Annotated in this window: 10 protein-coding genes; 6 read left to right on the plus strand and 4 right to left on the minus strand. The window is 64.6% G+C overall.

Going from position 1 to position 16,164, the window contains the following annotated elements:
- Positions 1-13 precede the first annotated feature (13 nt).
- The 6 genes from SJY12_RS07345 to SJY12_RS07370 all read left to right on the plus strand — a co-directional run bounded on the left by SJY12_RS07345 (position 14) and on the right by SJY12_RS07370 (position 7,478).
- Positions 14-352 (plus strand): P-II family nitrogen regulator, encoded by a 339-nt coding sequence (locus SJY12_RS07345; RefSeq protein WP_050600760.1) that lies wholly within the window; start codon positions 14-16, stop codon positions 350-352.
- Positions 353-410: 58 nt separating this feature from the next.
- Entirely contained in the window at positions 411-1,820 is a 1,410-nt protein-coding gene (gene glnA / locus SJY12_RS07350; RefSeq protein WP_050600761.1) for a type I glutamate--ammonia ligase, read from the plus strand.
- A 233-nt stretch (positions 1,821-2,053) separates the two neighbouring features.
- Positions 2,054-5,458: an autotransporter domain-containing protein gene (locus SJY12_RS07355; protein ID WP_397504928.1), complete on the plus strand. Its 3,405-nt coding sequence runs from the start codon at positions 2,054-2,056 to the stop codon at positions 5,456-5,458.
- Between the two features lie 141 nt (positions 5,459-5,599).
- Positions 5,600-6,196, plus strand: coding sequence for a lysozyme (locus SJY12_RS07360; RefSeq protein WP_397504929.1), 597 nt, complete (start codon positions 5,600-5,602; stop codon positions 6,194-6,196).
- An 89-nt stretch (positions 6,197-6,285) separates the two neighbouring features.
- Entirely contained in the window at positions 6,286-6,885 is a 600-nt protein-coding gene (locus tag SJY12_RS07365; RefSeq protein WP_397504930.1) for a hypothetical protein, read from the plus strand.
- A gap of 56 nt (positions 6,886-6,941) precedes the next feature.
- A complete protein-coding gene (locus tag SJY12_RS07370; protein WP_397504931.1) occupies positions 6,942-7,478 on the plus strand; it encodes a fasciclin domain-containing protein in 537 nt (178 codons plus the stop codon).
- On the opposite strand, the gene SJY12_RS07375 is transcribed toward SJY12_RS07370, so the two are convergent.
- The 4 genes from SJY12_RS07375 to SJY12_RS07390 all read right to left on the minus strand — a co-directional run bounded on the left by SJY12_RS07375 (position 7,472) and on the right by SJY12_RS07390 (position 16,066).
- On the minus strand, positions 7,472-11,680 hold the full coding sequence (locus SJY12_RS07375) for a translocation/assembly module TamB domain-containing protein (RefSeq protein WP_397504932.1): 4,209 nt from the start codon (positions 11,678-11,680) through the stop codon (positions 7,472-7,474). The genes SJY12_RS07370 and SJY12_RS07375 overlap by 7 nt on opposite strands.
- Positions 11,680-13,839 carry an autotransporter assembly complex family protein gene (locus tag SJY12_RS07380; protein ID WP_397504933.1) on the minus strand — a complete coding sequence of 720 codons (2,160 nt, stop codon included), beginning with the start codon at positions 13,837-13,839 and terminating at the stop codon, positions 11,680-11,682. The genes SJY12_RS07375 and SJY12_RS07380 overlap by 1 nt, the downstream gene beginning before the upstream one ends.
- On the minus strand, positions 13,811-14,653 hold the full coding sequence (locus SJY12_RS07385; protein ID WP_063506818.1) for an arginyltransferase: 843 nt from the start codon (positions 14,651-14,653) through the stop codon (positions 13,811-13,813). The genes SJY12_RS07380 and SJY12_RS07385 overlap by 29 nt, the downstream gene beginning before the upstream one ends.
- 156 nt (positions 14,654-14,809) lie before the next feature.
- Positions 14,810-16,066 carry a threonine ammonia-lyase gene (locus SJY12_RS07390; RefSeq protein WP_050600768.1) on the minus strand — a complete coding sequence of 419 codons (1,257 nt, stop codon included), beginning with the start codon at positions 16,064-16,066 and terminating at the stop codon, positions 14,810-14,812.
- Positions 16,067-16,164: the final 98 nt, after the last annotated feature.

Raw genomic sequence — 16,164 nt, forward strand, 5'->3', positions numbered from 1 at the left:
GGGACACCACCAGGTGAAAAAGATCGAAGCGATCATCAAGCCGTTCAAGCTGGACGAGGTGAAGGAGGCGCTGCACGAAATCGGCGTGTCCGGCATCACCGTGACCGAAGCGAAGGGCTTCGGCCGGCAGAAGGGCCACACCGAACTCTACCGCGGGGCGGAATATGTCGTCGACTTCCTGCCCAAGGTAAAACTCGAAGTCGTGGTGCCCGCCGGCATCGCCGACCGCACGGTCGAAGCCATCGCCGCCGCCGCCCAAACGGGCCGGATCGGCGACGGCAAGATCTTCATCTCGTCGATCGAGGGTGCCTTGCGCATCCGCACCGGCGAGAAAGACGACGACGCGATCTGAAAAAACGGGGGCGCCAGTCCCGCATCAACCCAATCCTGTTCAATCGGAGGCAATACCAATGGCAAGTGCAAGCGACGTCCTGAAACAGATCAAGGACGAAGGCATCGAATGGGTCGATCTGCGCTTCACCGACCCCAAGGGCAAATGGCAGCACCTGACCATGGTCGCGGGCGTTCTGGGCGAAGACGAGCTCGAAGACGGTCTGATGTTCGACGGTTCGTCGATCGCCGGCTGGAAGGTCATCAACGAAAGTGACATGATCCTGAAGCCCGACCTCGATCGCGTCTATACCGACCCCTTCAGCGCCGAACCGATGATGATCGTCTTCTGCGACATCGTCGAACCTTCGACCGGCGAGCTGTACGCACGCGACCCGCGGTCGACCGCCAAGCGCGCCGAAGCCTTCGTCAAGAGCACCGGCCTGGGCGACACGATCTACGTCGGCATGGAAGCCGAATTCTTCATGTTCGACGATGTGCGGTTCGAGGATGGCTATGCCGGTTCGGGCTATGCCATCGACGACATCGAGCTGCCGACCAACACCGGCAAGGAATATGAGAGCGGCAATCTGGCGCACCGTCCGCGCGCCAAGGGCGGGTATTTCCCCGTGGCCCCGGTCGACAGCGCAGTCGATATCCGCGGCGAAATGGTCTCGACCATGATCGAGATGGGCCTGCCCTGCGACAAGCATCACCACGAAGTCGCCGCCGCTCAGCACGAGCTGGGGGTGACCTTCGGAACGCTCGTCGAAACCGCCGACAATTTGCAGATCTACAAGTATGTCGTGCAGCAGGTCGCCCATATCTACGGCAAGACCGCGACCTTCATGCCCAAGCCGATCAAGGACGACAACGGGTCCGGCATGCACACGCACATGTCGATCTGGGACGGCGGCAAGCCGACCTTCGCGGGCAACCAGTATGGCGGCCTCAGCGAAAACTGCCTGTACTACATCGGCGGTGTCATCAAGCACGCCAAGGCGCTGAACGCCTTCACCAACCCGACCACCAACAGCTACAAGCGGCTGGTACCGGGCTTCGAGGCGCCCGTGCTGCTCGCCTATTCGGCGCGCAACCGTTCGGCCGCCTGCCGCATCCCCTATGGTGCGGGCGACAAGGCCAAGCGCGTGGAATTCCGCTTCCCCGATGCGATGGCCAACCCCTACCTCGCCTATTCGGCACTGCTCATGGCCGGACTCGACGGGATCCAGAACAAGATCCATCCGGGCGAAGCCATGGACAAGAACCTCTACGATCTGCCGCCCGCCGAACTGGCGGACGTGCCCACGGTCTGCGGCAGCCTGCGCGAAGCGCTCGAAGCGCTCGAGGCGGACCATGAATTCCTGCTCAAGGGCGATGTCTTCACCAAGGACCAGATCGACGCGTACTGCGAATTGAAGTGGGACGAAGTCCTGCGCGTGGAAACGACGCCCTGCCCCGCAGAATTCGACATGTACTACAGTGCCTGACGCCTAATCGGCGTTAGATAGCAAATGGATAGAAGAGGGGCGGCCGGAGCGATCCGGGCGCCCTTTTTTCATGCGCAATCAAAAGGTGGGTCCTTCGCGCAACACAGGCATACAAAATGGTTCAACCGAGGACGTTACCGGTCTTTCCTTTTCGTCCAACTGGGGTCAAACGTAACCATATGCGCGACTTGGGGCGCGCCACTATGCGAAATATTCCTGGAGGGACCTTCGTCATGAAATCCACGTTCAATCGTAACGGCAGCCGCCTGTTGGCCGGCGCCGCCACCATTGCCTTGTCGACCGTCGCGCTGAGCACCCCCGCCCACGCCATCGTACCGAACGACAACTATACTCCCGACGACATCGTCGATACCGACGAGGAGTTCAGCGGCGTCGGCATGTTCTTCCGCAACGACGGCTTCGTTTGCACCGGGACGCTTATCAATCCGCGTACCGTGCTGTTCGCTGCTCACTGCGTGAACGATCGTCCGGAAACCGATTACGACACGACGGTTCGCTCGGCTTTCTCCTTCAATGTCGATGCCCTCCCCGGCTTCCGCGACTGGATTGGCAATGGCTTCGCCAGCAATCCCGACCTCGCGGTCTTCGACGTCAATCGCATCTACTACGATGCGCGGTCGCTGCAGCGCCCCGAAGCGGTCGGCTTCCTCGAGGCTGATATTGCCGTCGCCAGCCTGTCCGATCCAGCCGCGAACCTGCCGACCTGGTCGCTGCTGTTCTCGCCGCTGCCGACGCCCGAGGCAATCGACGATGCGGACGGGACCGGGTATCACGTGAACATCACCGGCTACGGCGCGACCGGCTCGGGTTCCACCGGTTCGAACCTGGGGATCGATTGGCGACGCAAGTCGGCCGAGAACATGATCGGTGCGCTCACCTCATTCGATTCACGCAACACGTTCCTGTTTGGCGGTCCTGCCGACCTGCCGCAGAACCTCTATCGTCTCGACTTTGACGATCCGAACAAGACCAATCCGTTCGATTTCAACCTGTACAAGGATGAAGCGCGCGAGCGCGAAGGCACCACCGCTGGCGGCGATTCGGGTGGCCCGCTGATCCTCGATGCGGCCAACAATACGCTGAGCGACGAAGACCTCGTCATCGGTGTTCTTTCCGGTGGTTCGCGTTTCTTCGGACCGCAGGTTTTCTCCAGCTATGGCACCGAGAGCTTTTACCAGCCGCTGTATCTATTTTGGGATTACATCGTTGCCACCAATCCCTACCGCTACGTCACGGCGAAGGATGGCGACGGCAACTGGGAAGACGCCTCGCACTGGGAAACCACGCTGGATCCCGTCTATCGCGTCATCAACGAAGATGGCGAGGTCGTTAACGGCCTGCCTACCTCGCCTGGGGCCGGCATCACCGGCAACTCGCCCGAGTGGGGCGAAGTCTGCTTCGACCCGCAAGGCGACGGTCCGGGTGAAGGCTGCCAGGATCTGGCGACCGGTGAAGATACGCCCCCGGTCCGCAACTCCGATGGTTCCATCTCGTCGGGCATCGGCCAAGCCGATGCCGACATGCTTGATGCACTCGGTGGTGGTGGCGCAAAGGGTGCCAATCCCGACGCCGTCGATGCTTCGGCGGTCGGCCGCGGCGGCCTGATCAATGCCAACGAGGCGCAGAACCAGGGCCCCGAGTTCGCCGAAAACGCCCCCCACGCGAGCGACGGCGGCACGCCCGAATTCTCGGACGCCGCGCTTCCCGACCCGACGCTGGACAACGGCCTGCCCGGTGCGACCGGCTTCGTACCCGACAACATCGATCCGGTGGTCAGCAGCGACGCCGACGTCAATGTCGACCCGCGCTATTTCGATGTGACGCTGGCTAATGCCGGCACGACCACGCTGAGCAGCGATGTGACGATCGACCGTCTGACGGTCCGCAGTTCTGCCGGCCTGAACATCACCGCGGACGGCAGCCTGACTGCACTGATCGACATCAGCCAGTTTGGCGGCACCATCACTGTCGATGGCGCACTGAACTCGGTCGGTGACTACACCATCTTCGGCGGCGCCCTGCAGGGCGGCGGAACGGTTACCGCGCCGTTCGTCACCAACGTCATGGGAGCCATCTCGCCCGGCACGGTCGGCGGGATCGATACGCTGACCATCGATGGTTCGGCCGTACTTTCGTCGGGCTCGACCCTGATGATCGATGTTGGGCCGGACAACACGTCCGACCTGCTTGCAATCACCGGCGAAGCGTCGCTTGGCGGCGTCGTGGCCGTGGGTGCAGGTGTCCTGGAACCGGGTGTCGGCCTGGGGCAGGAGTTCACCATCCTGACCGCCGATGGCGGCCTGACGGGCACCTTCAACGCCGGTGATCTTTCCGCGATCCTGTACCAGAACTTCACCTACACCGACACTGCGGTGCTGATGGAAATCCTGGCTCGCAGCTATGGGTCGGTGGTCGATCGGAACGATGCCGTCCAGCGCGGCTATGCGCAGCTGCTCGATCAGAACCGCGGCAATGCGGCTCTGGCAGCGCTGTACAACGTGCTCGATTTCGCCGACCAGTCGGCGATCCAGAGCGCCTTCGAAAGCTGGGCACCGACGACTGAGACGGCCGCGCTGCAAATGGTCGCGCAGTCCTACAACCAGGTCCAGTCGTTCAACGCTTCTCGGCTGCGGGAATCGACGCTGGCGAGTTCGGGCGGCACCATCGCGACGCTGGGCAACCCGATCCGTACGGCCGGGCTCAGCGTCTCGCGGGGAAGTCAGCCGATCTCGGCAGTGGCCATGGGTCTCGACCAGGCCGACGAACCGACGCGTGTGCGTGAAAGCGGGCTTCGCGAAGATGTCGCCATCTATCTCGCGGGTGGCCTGATGCAGGGCAGCGGCGCGGCCATGCCCGGAACCGGGGGTGACACCGACGTCGATGGCTATTTCTTCGGCGGCGGTATCGAGTACTTCCCCGGCGAGAACTCGATGATCGGCATCTCGGCGCAGTATTCCGATCTCGATTCCGAAGTTTCGCTCGGTAATGAGACCGAGTCGACGACCCTCGCCCTGTCGCTCTACGGCAGCGTGAAGACCGTCGACGGCTTCGTGGTCGATGGCCAGCTGACGGTTACCGATGTCGATCTGGACACTACGCGCACCATCGCCTTCGGCGGCGGTACGCAGACGCTTACCAGCGACAGCGGCGATGGCGGCCTCGGCGCAGCGCTGGGGATTTCCTACGACATCGAGGGCGCGTTCGGCACGATCTCGCCCGGTATCGAAGTGCGCTATGTCGACCATTCGCTCGACGTGATCGAGGAAACCGGCGGCCCGCTTGCCCTGCGCATCGACCGCGAGGATTTCGAAAGCCTTCAGGGCCGGATCGGTTTCGACTATCAGAAGGTCACCACCGGTCTCCAGCTCGATGCCAATGTCGACTTCGTGCATGAATACGAAGACGGACCGTTCGCCGTTTCGGCACAGTTCGCCAACGGCACCGGCCCCGGTGTGCTTTTCCCGGTAAACAGCCAGGACAAGTTCTGGGCCGAAGCGGGCATTTCCGCCAAGTTCAACAGCGGTCCCGCGCAGTTCGGTATCGGTGTGGACACGACGATCGCCCGCGACAATGCCAACGCCCAGACCTATCGCGCTTCGGCAACGTTCAAGTTCTGAGCCAATCCGTACCGGACCTTAGGGTTCGGCAAGAAAGGGCCGTCCGGGCAACCGGGCGGCCTTTTCGATGCGCGAAAGCATTTTCCTACTCTGCCGGTTGGTGCCTAGCAAAGCGGCCTCGTTTCCCCGGGAGGCCACACTATGAACCGCAAACCGCTCTTCGATACGATCCGCAAAATTCTGGGCCGCGGGTTCCGCCAGTCCGAGGTCGACCGGCTTGACGCGGCAATCGACGCTGTCAGCGCCGCAACCTCACCCTCGGGTGAATTGTTCCAAGGGCGCGGCGTCAGCGAGCGCGGGCTGCGGCTGATCCGCGATTTCGAAGGCTGCGCGCGAATCCGGCAGGATGGCCTGGTCAAGGCCTATCCCGACCCGGGCACCGGAGCCGATCCATGGACGATTGGCTGGGGCGCTACCGGGCCAGGCATCGGTCCCGGAACGGTCTGGACGCAGGAGCAATGCGACAACCGGCTGGAGGAGGATGTCGCCCGTCACGCGCGCGATGTCGCAACCGCGCTGGGCGATGCGCAAACGACGCAGGCGCAATTCGATGCCCTCGTCAGCTTTCATTACAACACGGGCGCGATTGCCCGTTCGACTTTGCTGCGCCTTCACCGGGCAGGAAAATATGGTGAAGCCGCTGCCGAATTTGCGCGGTGGAACCGCGCCGGCGGCCGCATCCTCAAGGGTCTGGTCCGCCGCCGCAAGGCCGAGGCTGCGCTCTACCGCTCGCAGTGAACGCCGTAGAACTCCTCCCATTCCACTCGTCGAACGGCATGGAACCGTAGGGCCCGCGTCGCCGTTGCAAGGACGAAGGAGTATTCTTAATGCGTAGGGTGGTCGCAGCCGCGGCAGTCATGGCGCTCGTATCGATCGGCGCACGCGCCGCACCGGCTACGAATGCCGCAAATGGATCCGAAATGAACGCTTTTGCCGGCGAAGCGGTATCGGGGGCGGAATGCTTGTCCGGATCTGCGGTGGGCAATGCTGCGTGCCTGCAAACCGATCGCACCGCCCGGATGAAACAGTGGCTCGACGGCTATCGCACAAGGGCAGGTCTTCTCGGCGGCGCCCTCGCCTTGGGCAAGACCTGGCCCGAACGGATCGAGAGTGCGGCCGCTCCGGCCTATTATGTCGACTATTTCGATCTCGGTTCCGCAGCGTCCTATCGCTTTGCCGAAAATGTTCTCTACCGGGTAGATCCGGAAGACGCTTCGATCACCGGAGTGGCCGCGCTGCTGACAGGTGACGAATTCGTCATCGGGCAGGAAATGCCCGCTGGCTACGACGTCTACAACGTCCCCTATTCCTATCGCACGCGTTACCAGGATACGCCCACGGTCTGGTACCGCTATGTAGATGGCTATGTGTACCGGGTCGATCCGCGGACCCGGCGGGTCACCGCAGCGATCGATCTCTTGGTATGACACCCCCCTCGTCCCTCGCCCGGCGCGCAGGGCATGCCGTACTGCCGTTGTTTGCGTTGGCGCTGCTATCCTCCTGCGGCAGCGAACCTCAGCCCGATGACGACAATCCCGTCCTTACCGAGGATGCCGGAGCGCTTACGGTCGCTGCCGCACTTGGCTCCGACCCGGATCTCAGCGCGGCGCAGGACGCCATCGAGAAATCGCAGCTCACTACCGTGCTCGACGGCCCAGCCAGCTACACGCTTCTCGCCCCGACCAACGCAGCGTTCGCAGCGGTGAACGATCGCGCCATGCCATTGCTCGAACCGGAGCACCGTCCCGTCCTGATCGCGATCCTGCGCAACCACCTTCTGCCGGGGCACCTCACACCCGAAGCCATCGACGCCGCGATCGACCGCGAAGGCGGGCCCGTCGCGATGACGACGCTCGGCCGAACGCTGGTCTATTTTTCAAGATCGGAAGGGAAGCTGTATGTTTCGTTAGGCGACACCCGCGCCGCGCTGGTCGATAGCGCCACCGCGGTGAACAACGGGGTCGTCATTCCGATCGACACGATCCTGGCACCCGATCCGCGCAACGCCGCGGATCAGTAGTCGCGGCTGATTTCAGCCACCAGGCTTTCGCGTCCGACAGTGGACACCGCAGCAAGCAGAGACAGCCAGCTCGTCACCCGGAATTCCAGTTCGGTCGCGCTGTATCCGCGGCCATCGGTGATAATTTCGGCGTAGAAGCGCCGTCCGAAATTCTTACCCAGCGCCACGCCCGTGCCGCGCCCCAGCGCCGGATCCGCGCTGACGATCCGCAGCCGGTCGAGGCCGATCGCGCTGCGTAGCTGGTTGATCGGGTCGAGCCCGCCACCGCCGCGCAGGCTGGCAACCGCAGCGCCAAGCTGCAACGCGTCGGTGGCCGACAGGCTGGTGACCGACCCGCCGAACAGCAGTCGGGCCAGCAGTTCTTCCTCGGGCAGCGAGGGATTCGAGTTGAAGGCGATTTCCGGCTGGGTCGCGCTGCCCTGTACCGTCGCTTCGACAGTCAGTCCGTCGCGCTCGGTTTCGGCCCGGATGTCGAGCCGCGGGTCGACCGGCAGATTGGCATCGAATTCGATTTCGCCGCGAGTGAGTTCGAACCGCGTTCCGGCGAAGGTGTAATCGCCGCGCACGACTTCGGCGCTGCCGCCGATCCGCGGGTCATCGGTGGTTCCGCGCAGGATGACATCGGCGGACCATTCGCTGTCGAGGCCCATCCCGTCGACATCGATGCGGCTGGTTGCCCGTGCGTCGATCAGATAGCGCCAAGGCCGCGACGGGGCTGCCTGCGGGCCCCGGTTGGCCGGGGCATTGATCTCGCGCGTGGCGATTTGCGGAATCCGCAGATCGTCCGATGCAGTTCCCAGCGTCCAGCTGGCGCGGTTGACGCGTACGCGGCCCGCAATGGTGCCGCCAAGGCCGTTGGATACGATGCGCAAGGGTCCGGTGACCGTGGCACTCAAGCCGCCCGTATCAAGCAATTGGGCATTATCGGCTGCGATGCGCAGATCGATCGTCGGGCCGCGAATCTCGAGTATACGGCCTTCCACCGCCTCGCCGAGGGTCCGCAGGTCGACGATCCCGCTTCCCGTCACGCTTCCGCCAATGACCGGGGTGCCGGCAAACCGCGTCAGCTGCAGCCGCGAACCGCGGAACTGTCCGCGCAGCGCAATATCGCGGATATTGGTACCCGACAGAGAACTGCGCAGCTGGAGCGCTTCGCCCGAGATCGAGCCGCGCACGGTCGGGTCGCGCAGGCTTCCGCTGGCATCGGCGGCGATCGCGATCGGACCGGTGATATCGAACGTATCGAGCGCGGCCAGCCGCCACAGGCTTTCTGCCGCGCCGCGGTAGCGCAATTGCGCGAACAAGCTGCCTTCGCGCAGCCGGTCGAGCAGCATGCCCTGTGCGGGCAGACCCGTGATCCGGGCCTGGATCCGGCCACGCTGGATATCCGCATTTGCAAGCTGGGCCCGCGCGGCGAGTTCGGTATCGGTCAACTGCGCTACCAGTGCGACATCGACGGGCCGCGAGGTCAGCACCAGGCCCGAGCGGGTCAATTGCTCGATCTTCACCTTGGCTTCGCCCGATGGCAGGCCATTGGCACCGGCGCGGTAATCGACCGTACCCGAAACCGTCCCGCCCAGCCCCGTATCGGGGCGCACCACATCGATCAGCGACAATGGCATGCGCGCCAGCTTGAAATCGAAATCGAGATTGCCGCCGCCGAAGCTGCCGGCAGCGACCATCGCGCCGTCGCCATAGGACAGCTGCGTCGGTGCAAGTTGCCAGCCGCCATTGTCGAGGCTGGTCAGCACGGCGCGGCGCGGCATCGATATCGACCGCCCGGCGAATTCCCCCTGCGCTGCGACTGCGATCCGTTCGGGGCGGATCGCCGCGTTGAGGTCGAGTACGAAGCGTCCGCTTCTCCGCCCCGAAAGCGAGGCATCGACCCGGCCCACCCCATTGTCCAGTTCGCCCTCGGCGGCCAGGCGCCCGATAAACAGGGTGCCATAGGACAGGCCTGCCGCCGTGGCCGAACCGGTGAAGGTGGTCCGTCCCTCGGCCAGCAATCCGCTTGCTTCGACATCGGCGCGCGCGACACGCAGGACGGTGTCCCCGCCGAACCGGGCGTTGCGTGCCTGCAGATCGACATCGACGCCCTGCCCCGCGCCGCGCGGCGCGAGCGCTACTGTGCCATCGAGGCCGCCGCCTGCCAGAGCGATCGTGCCATCGACGCCGCCATCGACCAGGGTCAGCGCGCCGGTCAACTGCGTATCCGACAGCTGCATGGTTTCGATGGATAGCCGCGTAGGGCCGGCTTCCGGGGCGACCAGTGCCAACTGGCCGGCGAAGGGCCCCAGCACCGATTCGCCATCGGTTTCGATCGCAAACCCATCCTCGGTTGGCGCTATCGCGAGGCGAACATTCTCGAGCCCCGTCACCGGCTGGGCGAACACCAGCGCGGCGCTGGGCCCGGCATCGGTGACGCTCGCCTCGACCGTGAAGGGACCGTAATCGACATGCCTGCCGCTGCCCGCGACCTGCGTGGTGCCCGCGCGGATGCTGCCATCGACCGAGAGAGCGAGCTTATTCGAGTTGACGCGCAGGCGATTGAAATCGAGCGGTGCGTTTCCGCCCACCGCAACTCCGCCGCGTACACGGATCGGCGTGCCGGCAAGATTGGCCAGGGTGGCGTTGGTGACCGGTGCGATACGCGCGTCGAGCTCGGCCGAAAGGCGCCAGGGAGCCCCCGGGGCAAGCGCGAAATCGATCACGGCCGTGCCGCCCGCGGTCCCGATATCGTCCAGCGCCAGGCCCTGCGCGCGCACCGGTCCGCGAATCCTGTAGCTTCCACGGGCGAGATCGCCGCGCAGCGCGAGGTTGGCTGCCGCGCTGGGGAAAGAAAGCCGCAAATCGTCCGCCAGCAATGTCGATCCCGTCAGGACCAAAGTGCCGCGGCCGGTGCCGTCGACAAGTCTTGGATCGACCAGCGCATTGCCGCTGGCAATCCGGGCGACCGTCAGATCCAGCGGCAGGGTCCAGCGCGTGCCATCATAGCGCGCGGTGCCTTGCTGCTTCAGGCGGGTGAGCACGGTTCCGCCGATGTCCAGTTCGCCTACGCGCGCCTCGTGAGCAATGGCGAGATCGTCGAACGATCCGTCGAGCGTGGCGGTCAGCCGCGTATCGCGCAGCGCAAAACCGTCGCCCAGCACCGCCGGATCGCGCACCCGCACCACCATCTCGAGGTCGTCCGCCCGATTGTCGGCCAGATCGACCAGCCCTTCGGCCGAAAGGCTGACTTTGCGGCCAGCCACTATGGCCGTCCCGTCGAACACCCGGTTGTCGATCGCGATATCGCCCTTGAGCGCCACCTTGTCGCCAAGTGCTTCGGCTGGCAGGCCGGTCAGGAATACGGTAGGGTCGACCGTTCCCAGCAAGCCGAACCGGCCAGCGCGGTTGGTCAGTTGCAGGGCGGCGACCCGTTCGTCTTCGCTGCGGACGAGCAATGCGCCGTCCCACTGCGTCCAGGTGCCATCGCCGCGCACGCGCATGTCGAGCGGAGCATCGAGCCCGGCGAGTGCGGCAATCGGCCCGTCCGCCGCGGCGGAGGCATCCAGCGCAAGATCGAAATCGTCGCCATCGGGTTCGGCGTCGACCACCAGCACCACCCGGTCACGCGCGCCCAGGCGCCCGTCAAGATCGAGCAACAGCCTGCGGTCATCGACCTGAGCGCTCCCGGTGATGTTGACCCGCTGCGCGTTTTCTCCGGCGATGCCGCCGGCCAGCGTGAGATCGTCGATCACCAGTTCTTCGACCGAAATGTCGAAGCCCGGCAATATCGGCCCCTCATCCTCGCTCGGCAGAAACTCGGGCAGGCGCGACAATTGCCCCCTGCGCGCCGCGAAGCTGTCGATCTCGAGCCGGTTGGACAGCCATGCACCCGGGTTCCAGTCCACTTCCGCGCGGGGAATCGTCAGGAACACGCCCTGCGGATCGGAGACACGCACATCGTGCAACACTGCCGCGCCGTAGAGATTGCCCTCGATCCGGCCGATCTGGATGTTGAGCCCGTTGGGGAAGGTGCGTTCGGCAATCCGATTGGCGAGGAAACGCTCGCCAATCGGTGTGTTCAACAGCGCCAGCGCACCGACCACCAGCAGCACGAGGCCCGCGGCCAGGCCCAGCAGCCATTTGCGGCCCCCGCGCCCGGATGCGGTGCGGCTCGAAACCGATGCCTCGGGGGCGGTCGCGCGCTCTTCGGGCATCAGAAAGCCTGCCCCAGCGAGATGTAGACCGCGACCGGGGAATCTTCGGGTTCGGGGTTGAGCGGTACGCCTACATCAACGCGGATCGGGCCGAAGCCGGTCGCATAGCGCAGGCCCACACCGGCCCCCATCTTGATCTCGTCGAAATCGGGCGTGGTCGATGTCGACACGCTGCCCAGGTCGAAGAACGGCACGACCGATACCGCCCCGTCGAAGAAGCCGGTCCCGATGCGCGCTTCGAGCGAGGCCTCGACGAGGCTGCGTCCGCCGATCGGTTCCATGAACTGGTTCTTCGGACCGATCGACTGGTAGCCATAGCCGCGCACCGATCCGCCGCCACCTGCATAAAGCCGCCGCGAGGGCGCGATGCCGACGAGATCGGCGCCTTGAATGCTGGCGAAAGCCGCGCGCGCCGCGATCACCGTGCGTTCGCCCACCGACTGGTAATAGGCCGCATCGACGCGGTTCCGCAGGTAATAGTACTGCTCGCCCTCGGTGCGCGAGGTTTCAGGGGCAAGGAACCCGGTGACACGGAAACCGCGGGTCGGATCGAGCAGCGAATCGCTGGTGTCGATCGTCGCACGGCCGAACAGCGAAGCGATGAAATAGGTCTGGCGCGGGCGAGCCACCCCATCGACGATGCGATTGCGCTCGTCGGTGGCGAGAATCTCGCCGCCCAGCGCCCAGGCCAGCGGCTTCTGGAACAGCAATGTCGAGGTGCGTTCATACGTGCCCGTCAGCGCAACCGTGCGCGCATCATAGGCGCTGGTGTCGATGCTCGAGGCGTAGGCATCGACGGTGAGCACCTTGTCGCGGCCGCCGAAATTGTTCTTGCGGAAGGTGACACCCGCCAATTGTTCGCGCGTGCCGAGGATGCCGCGCAGCCGCAACGCGCCTTCGGGCGGGAAGAGGTTGCGATGCTCCCAGCTCGCCTGGATGCGGACGCCTTCTTCCGAACCGTAACCGATCGCCCCGGCGATGGTGCGCAGCTCGGCGCGTTCCATGCTCACGTCCATGGCCACCACGCCCGGCTCGTCGCCCTGCGGGGCCTCGATTTCGCGGGCTTCGACGCTGGCGCTGGAGACCAGCCCTGTCGCGGTTATCGCGCGGCGCAGGTCGAACTCGAGGCTGCGCTGGTAGACATCGCCCGGTTCGAAACGGGCGATACGCTCGAGATGGCGGCTTGAAAGAAACGCCTCGTCGTCGCTTACGACGCCGCCGAAGACATATTTGCCATTCGGGCGCACCGGCATCGTCAGATCGCCCTCGACCCGATCGTGATCGATGAGCAATTCGGGTTCGTCGATTTCGGCGAAGGCATAGCCGGTTTCGCCCAGCGCACGGTCGAGGTCGAACTGTTCGGCCAGGATCGTGTCGGACTGCAAATATTCGCCCGGTTGGATGTCGAAGGAATTGCGCAGCTCTGCCGCATCGGTCGCCGTGTCGAGCTCGCCCAGGTCTATCGCGCCATAGGTATAGCGCGGCCCGGGAATGACATCGAAACGGACGCGGGGATTCTGGTCGGCGCTATCCTCGCCGGCGTCACGCGTGGCGATCGTGCGGACGATTTCGCCATCGTAATAGCCATAGACCCGCAGCAGCGTCGCCAGCAGTTCCTCGTCCTCGCGCGCGCGCGCCGCCAGCTGGGCGACGTTCTCATCGCCATTGTCGAGTTCTTCGATCGTCGAGAGCGCTTCGAACCGGTCGACGAAGTCGCCGCGCTCGGTGAAAGGCGGCTCCTTCTGCGGAAAGCCGAGCACCAGCGAATTGGACAGCGTCTCGATTTCCGCGTCTTCGAAAGCGATTTGCGGCGCATCCTCGAGCAGGTCCGCAAACTGGATATCGCCTTCCGGTTCGAGCGGCTCGAGCGGTTCGATCTCAACATCGCCGGGCCATGCGACGGGCATGGCGGGCAGATCGGCGATCGGCGTTTCGGCGGCCAGCACGGGTTCGGCGCTGGTCACACCTTCGTCGGTGCCCTGTTGCGCCCAGGCTTCGGGATTGTCGACCGCGCTGTCGGGGATCAGGTCCTCAAGGGACGCCGGCGCGGATGTGTCCTGCGCAACTGCTGGCTGCGCACCCGCAAACGCCGCGAGGGCAAGACAGGTCGCAAGCGCGCCGCGCGCGACCTCAGTCGTCGACCTTATACTCTGCAGCAAGCCCGTCTTTCGCAGGAAGCGGATCGTCGCGGCGCTTGGCTCGCGGCGCGGTTGCAGCGGCGATAAGCTGCTTCTGTTCCGCATCGGGCATGCGCTCCCACCCACCGCGGGTGAGCCGTTCGAGCGGGCGGTAGCGGACCTTGTACTGCATTCGCTCGGCCCCTTCGACCCAATAGCCGAGGTAGACGAAAGGCAGCCCATTGTCGGCCGCACGGCGAATGTGGTCGAGAATGATGTAGTTCCCAAGACCGGCGCGATCCCCATGTTCAGGGTCATAGAAGCTGTAGATCATCGACAGCCCGTCACCCTGATAGTCAGTTAGGCACGCCCCCACGAGACGCCCCGGTTCGGTGCCGATGCCCGGCTCCCGATATTCAATCACATAGCTGGTAACACTGGTGTGTTCCACCATATCTGCAAAGTCGCTTTCCTCCATCTGCGTCATGCCACCACCGGGGTGCCGTGCAGCGAGGTACTTCTGCAGCAGTTCGAACTGTTCTGCCGTCGCCCAGGGGCGGCATTCGGTCGCGATCAGATCGTCATTCGCCTTGAGCGTGCGCTTCTGCGACGAGGACGGGCGGAATTCCTTCGCCACGACCCGCACCGATACGCAGGCATGACAATCGAGGCACGAGGGGCGGTAGGCCACGGTCTGGCTGCGGCGAAACCCGATCCGGCCGAGCGCTTCGTTCAATTCGTCGGCATTGTCGCCGCGCAGTTCGGTGAACACCTTCCGCTCGCTCTTGCCCGGCAGGTACGGACACGGCGCGGGGCTGGTCACGAAAAAGCGGGGGAAGCGTATCGGTGCGGTCACTTTCGGCGACGTCCTTTTGGCGGCGGGGACAATTACCTGCTGCGCCTATCAATGCCAGAGCGGGTCCTTTGTTAAAACCCTCTTTACCATGAAAAGCCACCACCCCTCGCCAAACGGCCCCGTTCTTCCGCCGGGCGGCGTCATCAAGGCCCCGGTTCAAGCCAGTTCGGCCAGTTCGACGACATAGCCCTTGGCGCGCAGGTTTTCGACCAGCCGATCGATCTGGCCGCCATCGCGGGCTTCGCACTCGATCTCGGCGGTCAGGCCCTTGGCCGGCAGCGTGGTAAAGATCCGCTGGTGGTAGATTTCGATGATGTTGACGTCATGCGCGTTGAATTCGCGCATGACCTTGAACAGCGCGCCGGGGCGGTCCTGTAACACCACCTGCAACCGAGCGAGGCGGCCCGAACGCGCCAGGTCGCGCAGCAACACATTGGCCAGCAGGCGGGTGTCGATATTGCCGCCGCACAGCACCAGCCCCACGGTCTTGCCGGCGAACCTTTCGGGATTGGACAGCACCGCGGCGAGCCCGGCAGCGCCTGCCCCTTCGACCACGGTCTTCTCGATCTGCAACAGCAGCGAGACCGAATGTTCGAGCGTCGATTCCTTGACCAGCAGCACTTCGTCGACCAGCTCGGCAATGATCTGGCGCGTAAATTGGCCCGGGGCCTTCACGGCAATGCCTTCGGCCAGCGTATCGCCCCCGCAGGGGCGCTCGTCCCCGGTCACCGCCGAGTACATCGAGGGGAAAAGTTCAGCCTGCACCCCGACCATTTCGATTTCGGGTTTGAGCGCCCGGGCCACGGTGGCCATGCCGCTCATCAGCCCGCCGCCGCCGATCGGCACGACCAGGCAATCGAAATCGTCCTTCTCCTCCAGCATCTCGAGCGCGACGGTGCCCTGCCCTGCCGCGACCTGCGGATCATCGAAGGGATGGACGAAGGTAAGCCCGCGTTCGCGCTCGAGCTCGCGCGCATGAGCATAGGCTTCATCGAAGGTCTCGCCCACCAGCTCGACCTGGCCGCCGACGCTTTCGGTCTGCATCACCTTAACGCTCGGCGTGGTCTGCGGCATGACGATGGTCACCGGCACGCCCAGCCGGCGTCCGTGGTAGCTCAGGCCCTGCGAGTGGTTGCCCGCCGAAGCCGCGATGACGCCGCGCGCGCGCTGTTCGTCGCTCAGCTGCAGCAGCGCATTCAGTGCGCCGCGTTCCTTGTAGGCGGCAGTGAACTGGTGGTTTTCGAATTTCAGCCAGATATCCGCACCGGCGATGTCCGACAGCGTCTGCGAACGCAGCATCGGCGTACGGACAACCGCACCAGCGATGCGTGCGGCGGCCGCGCGGACATCGGCGAGGGTCAGCTGGTCGGTCGCCTTGGGGGCGTCGGCATGCGCGGAGGATGCTTGGGTCATGGTCTGCGCCCCTACGGCGCGCTGAGGCGCGGCGCAATCGCCGAAAGGGTTTGCCTCTACCAAGCTATGCCTTATCGCTGGGCGCGCTTAACCGAGAC

It is taken from the genome of Qipengyuania sp. R86523 (genome assembly GCF_044596365.1).
GTDB lineage: Bacteria > Pseudomonadota > Alphaproteobacteria > Sphingomonadales > Sphingomonadaceae > Qipengyuania > Qipengyuania citrea.

Bases quoted from the DNA above. Each gene is read 5' to 3' on its own strand.
- glnA (WP_050600761.1), top strand. From the start codon at position 411: ATGGCAAGTGCAAGCGACGTCCTGAAACAGATCAAGGACGAAGGCATC.
- SJY12_RS07355 (WP_397504928.1), top strand. From the start codon at position 2,054: ATGAAATCCACGTTCAATCGTAACGGCAGCCGCCTGTTGGCCGGCGCC.
- SJY12_RS07360 (WP_397504929.1), top strand. From the start codon at position 5,600: ATGAACCGCAAACCGCTCTTCGATACGATCCGCAAAATTCTGGGCCGC.
- SJY12_RS07365 (WP_397504930.1), top strand. From the start codon at position 6,286: ATGCGTAGGGTGGTCGCAGCCGCGGCAGTCATGGCGCTCGTATCGATC.
- SJY12_RS07375 (WP_397504932.1), bottom strand. From the start codon at position 11,680: ATGCCCGAAGAGCGCGCGACCGCCCCCGAGGCATCGGTTTCGAGCCGC.
- SJY12_RS07390 (WP_050600768.1), bottom strand. From the start codon at position 16,066: ATGACCCAAGCATCCTCCGCGCATGCCGACGCCCCCAAGGCGACCGAC.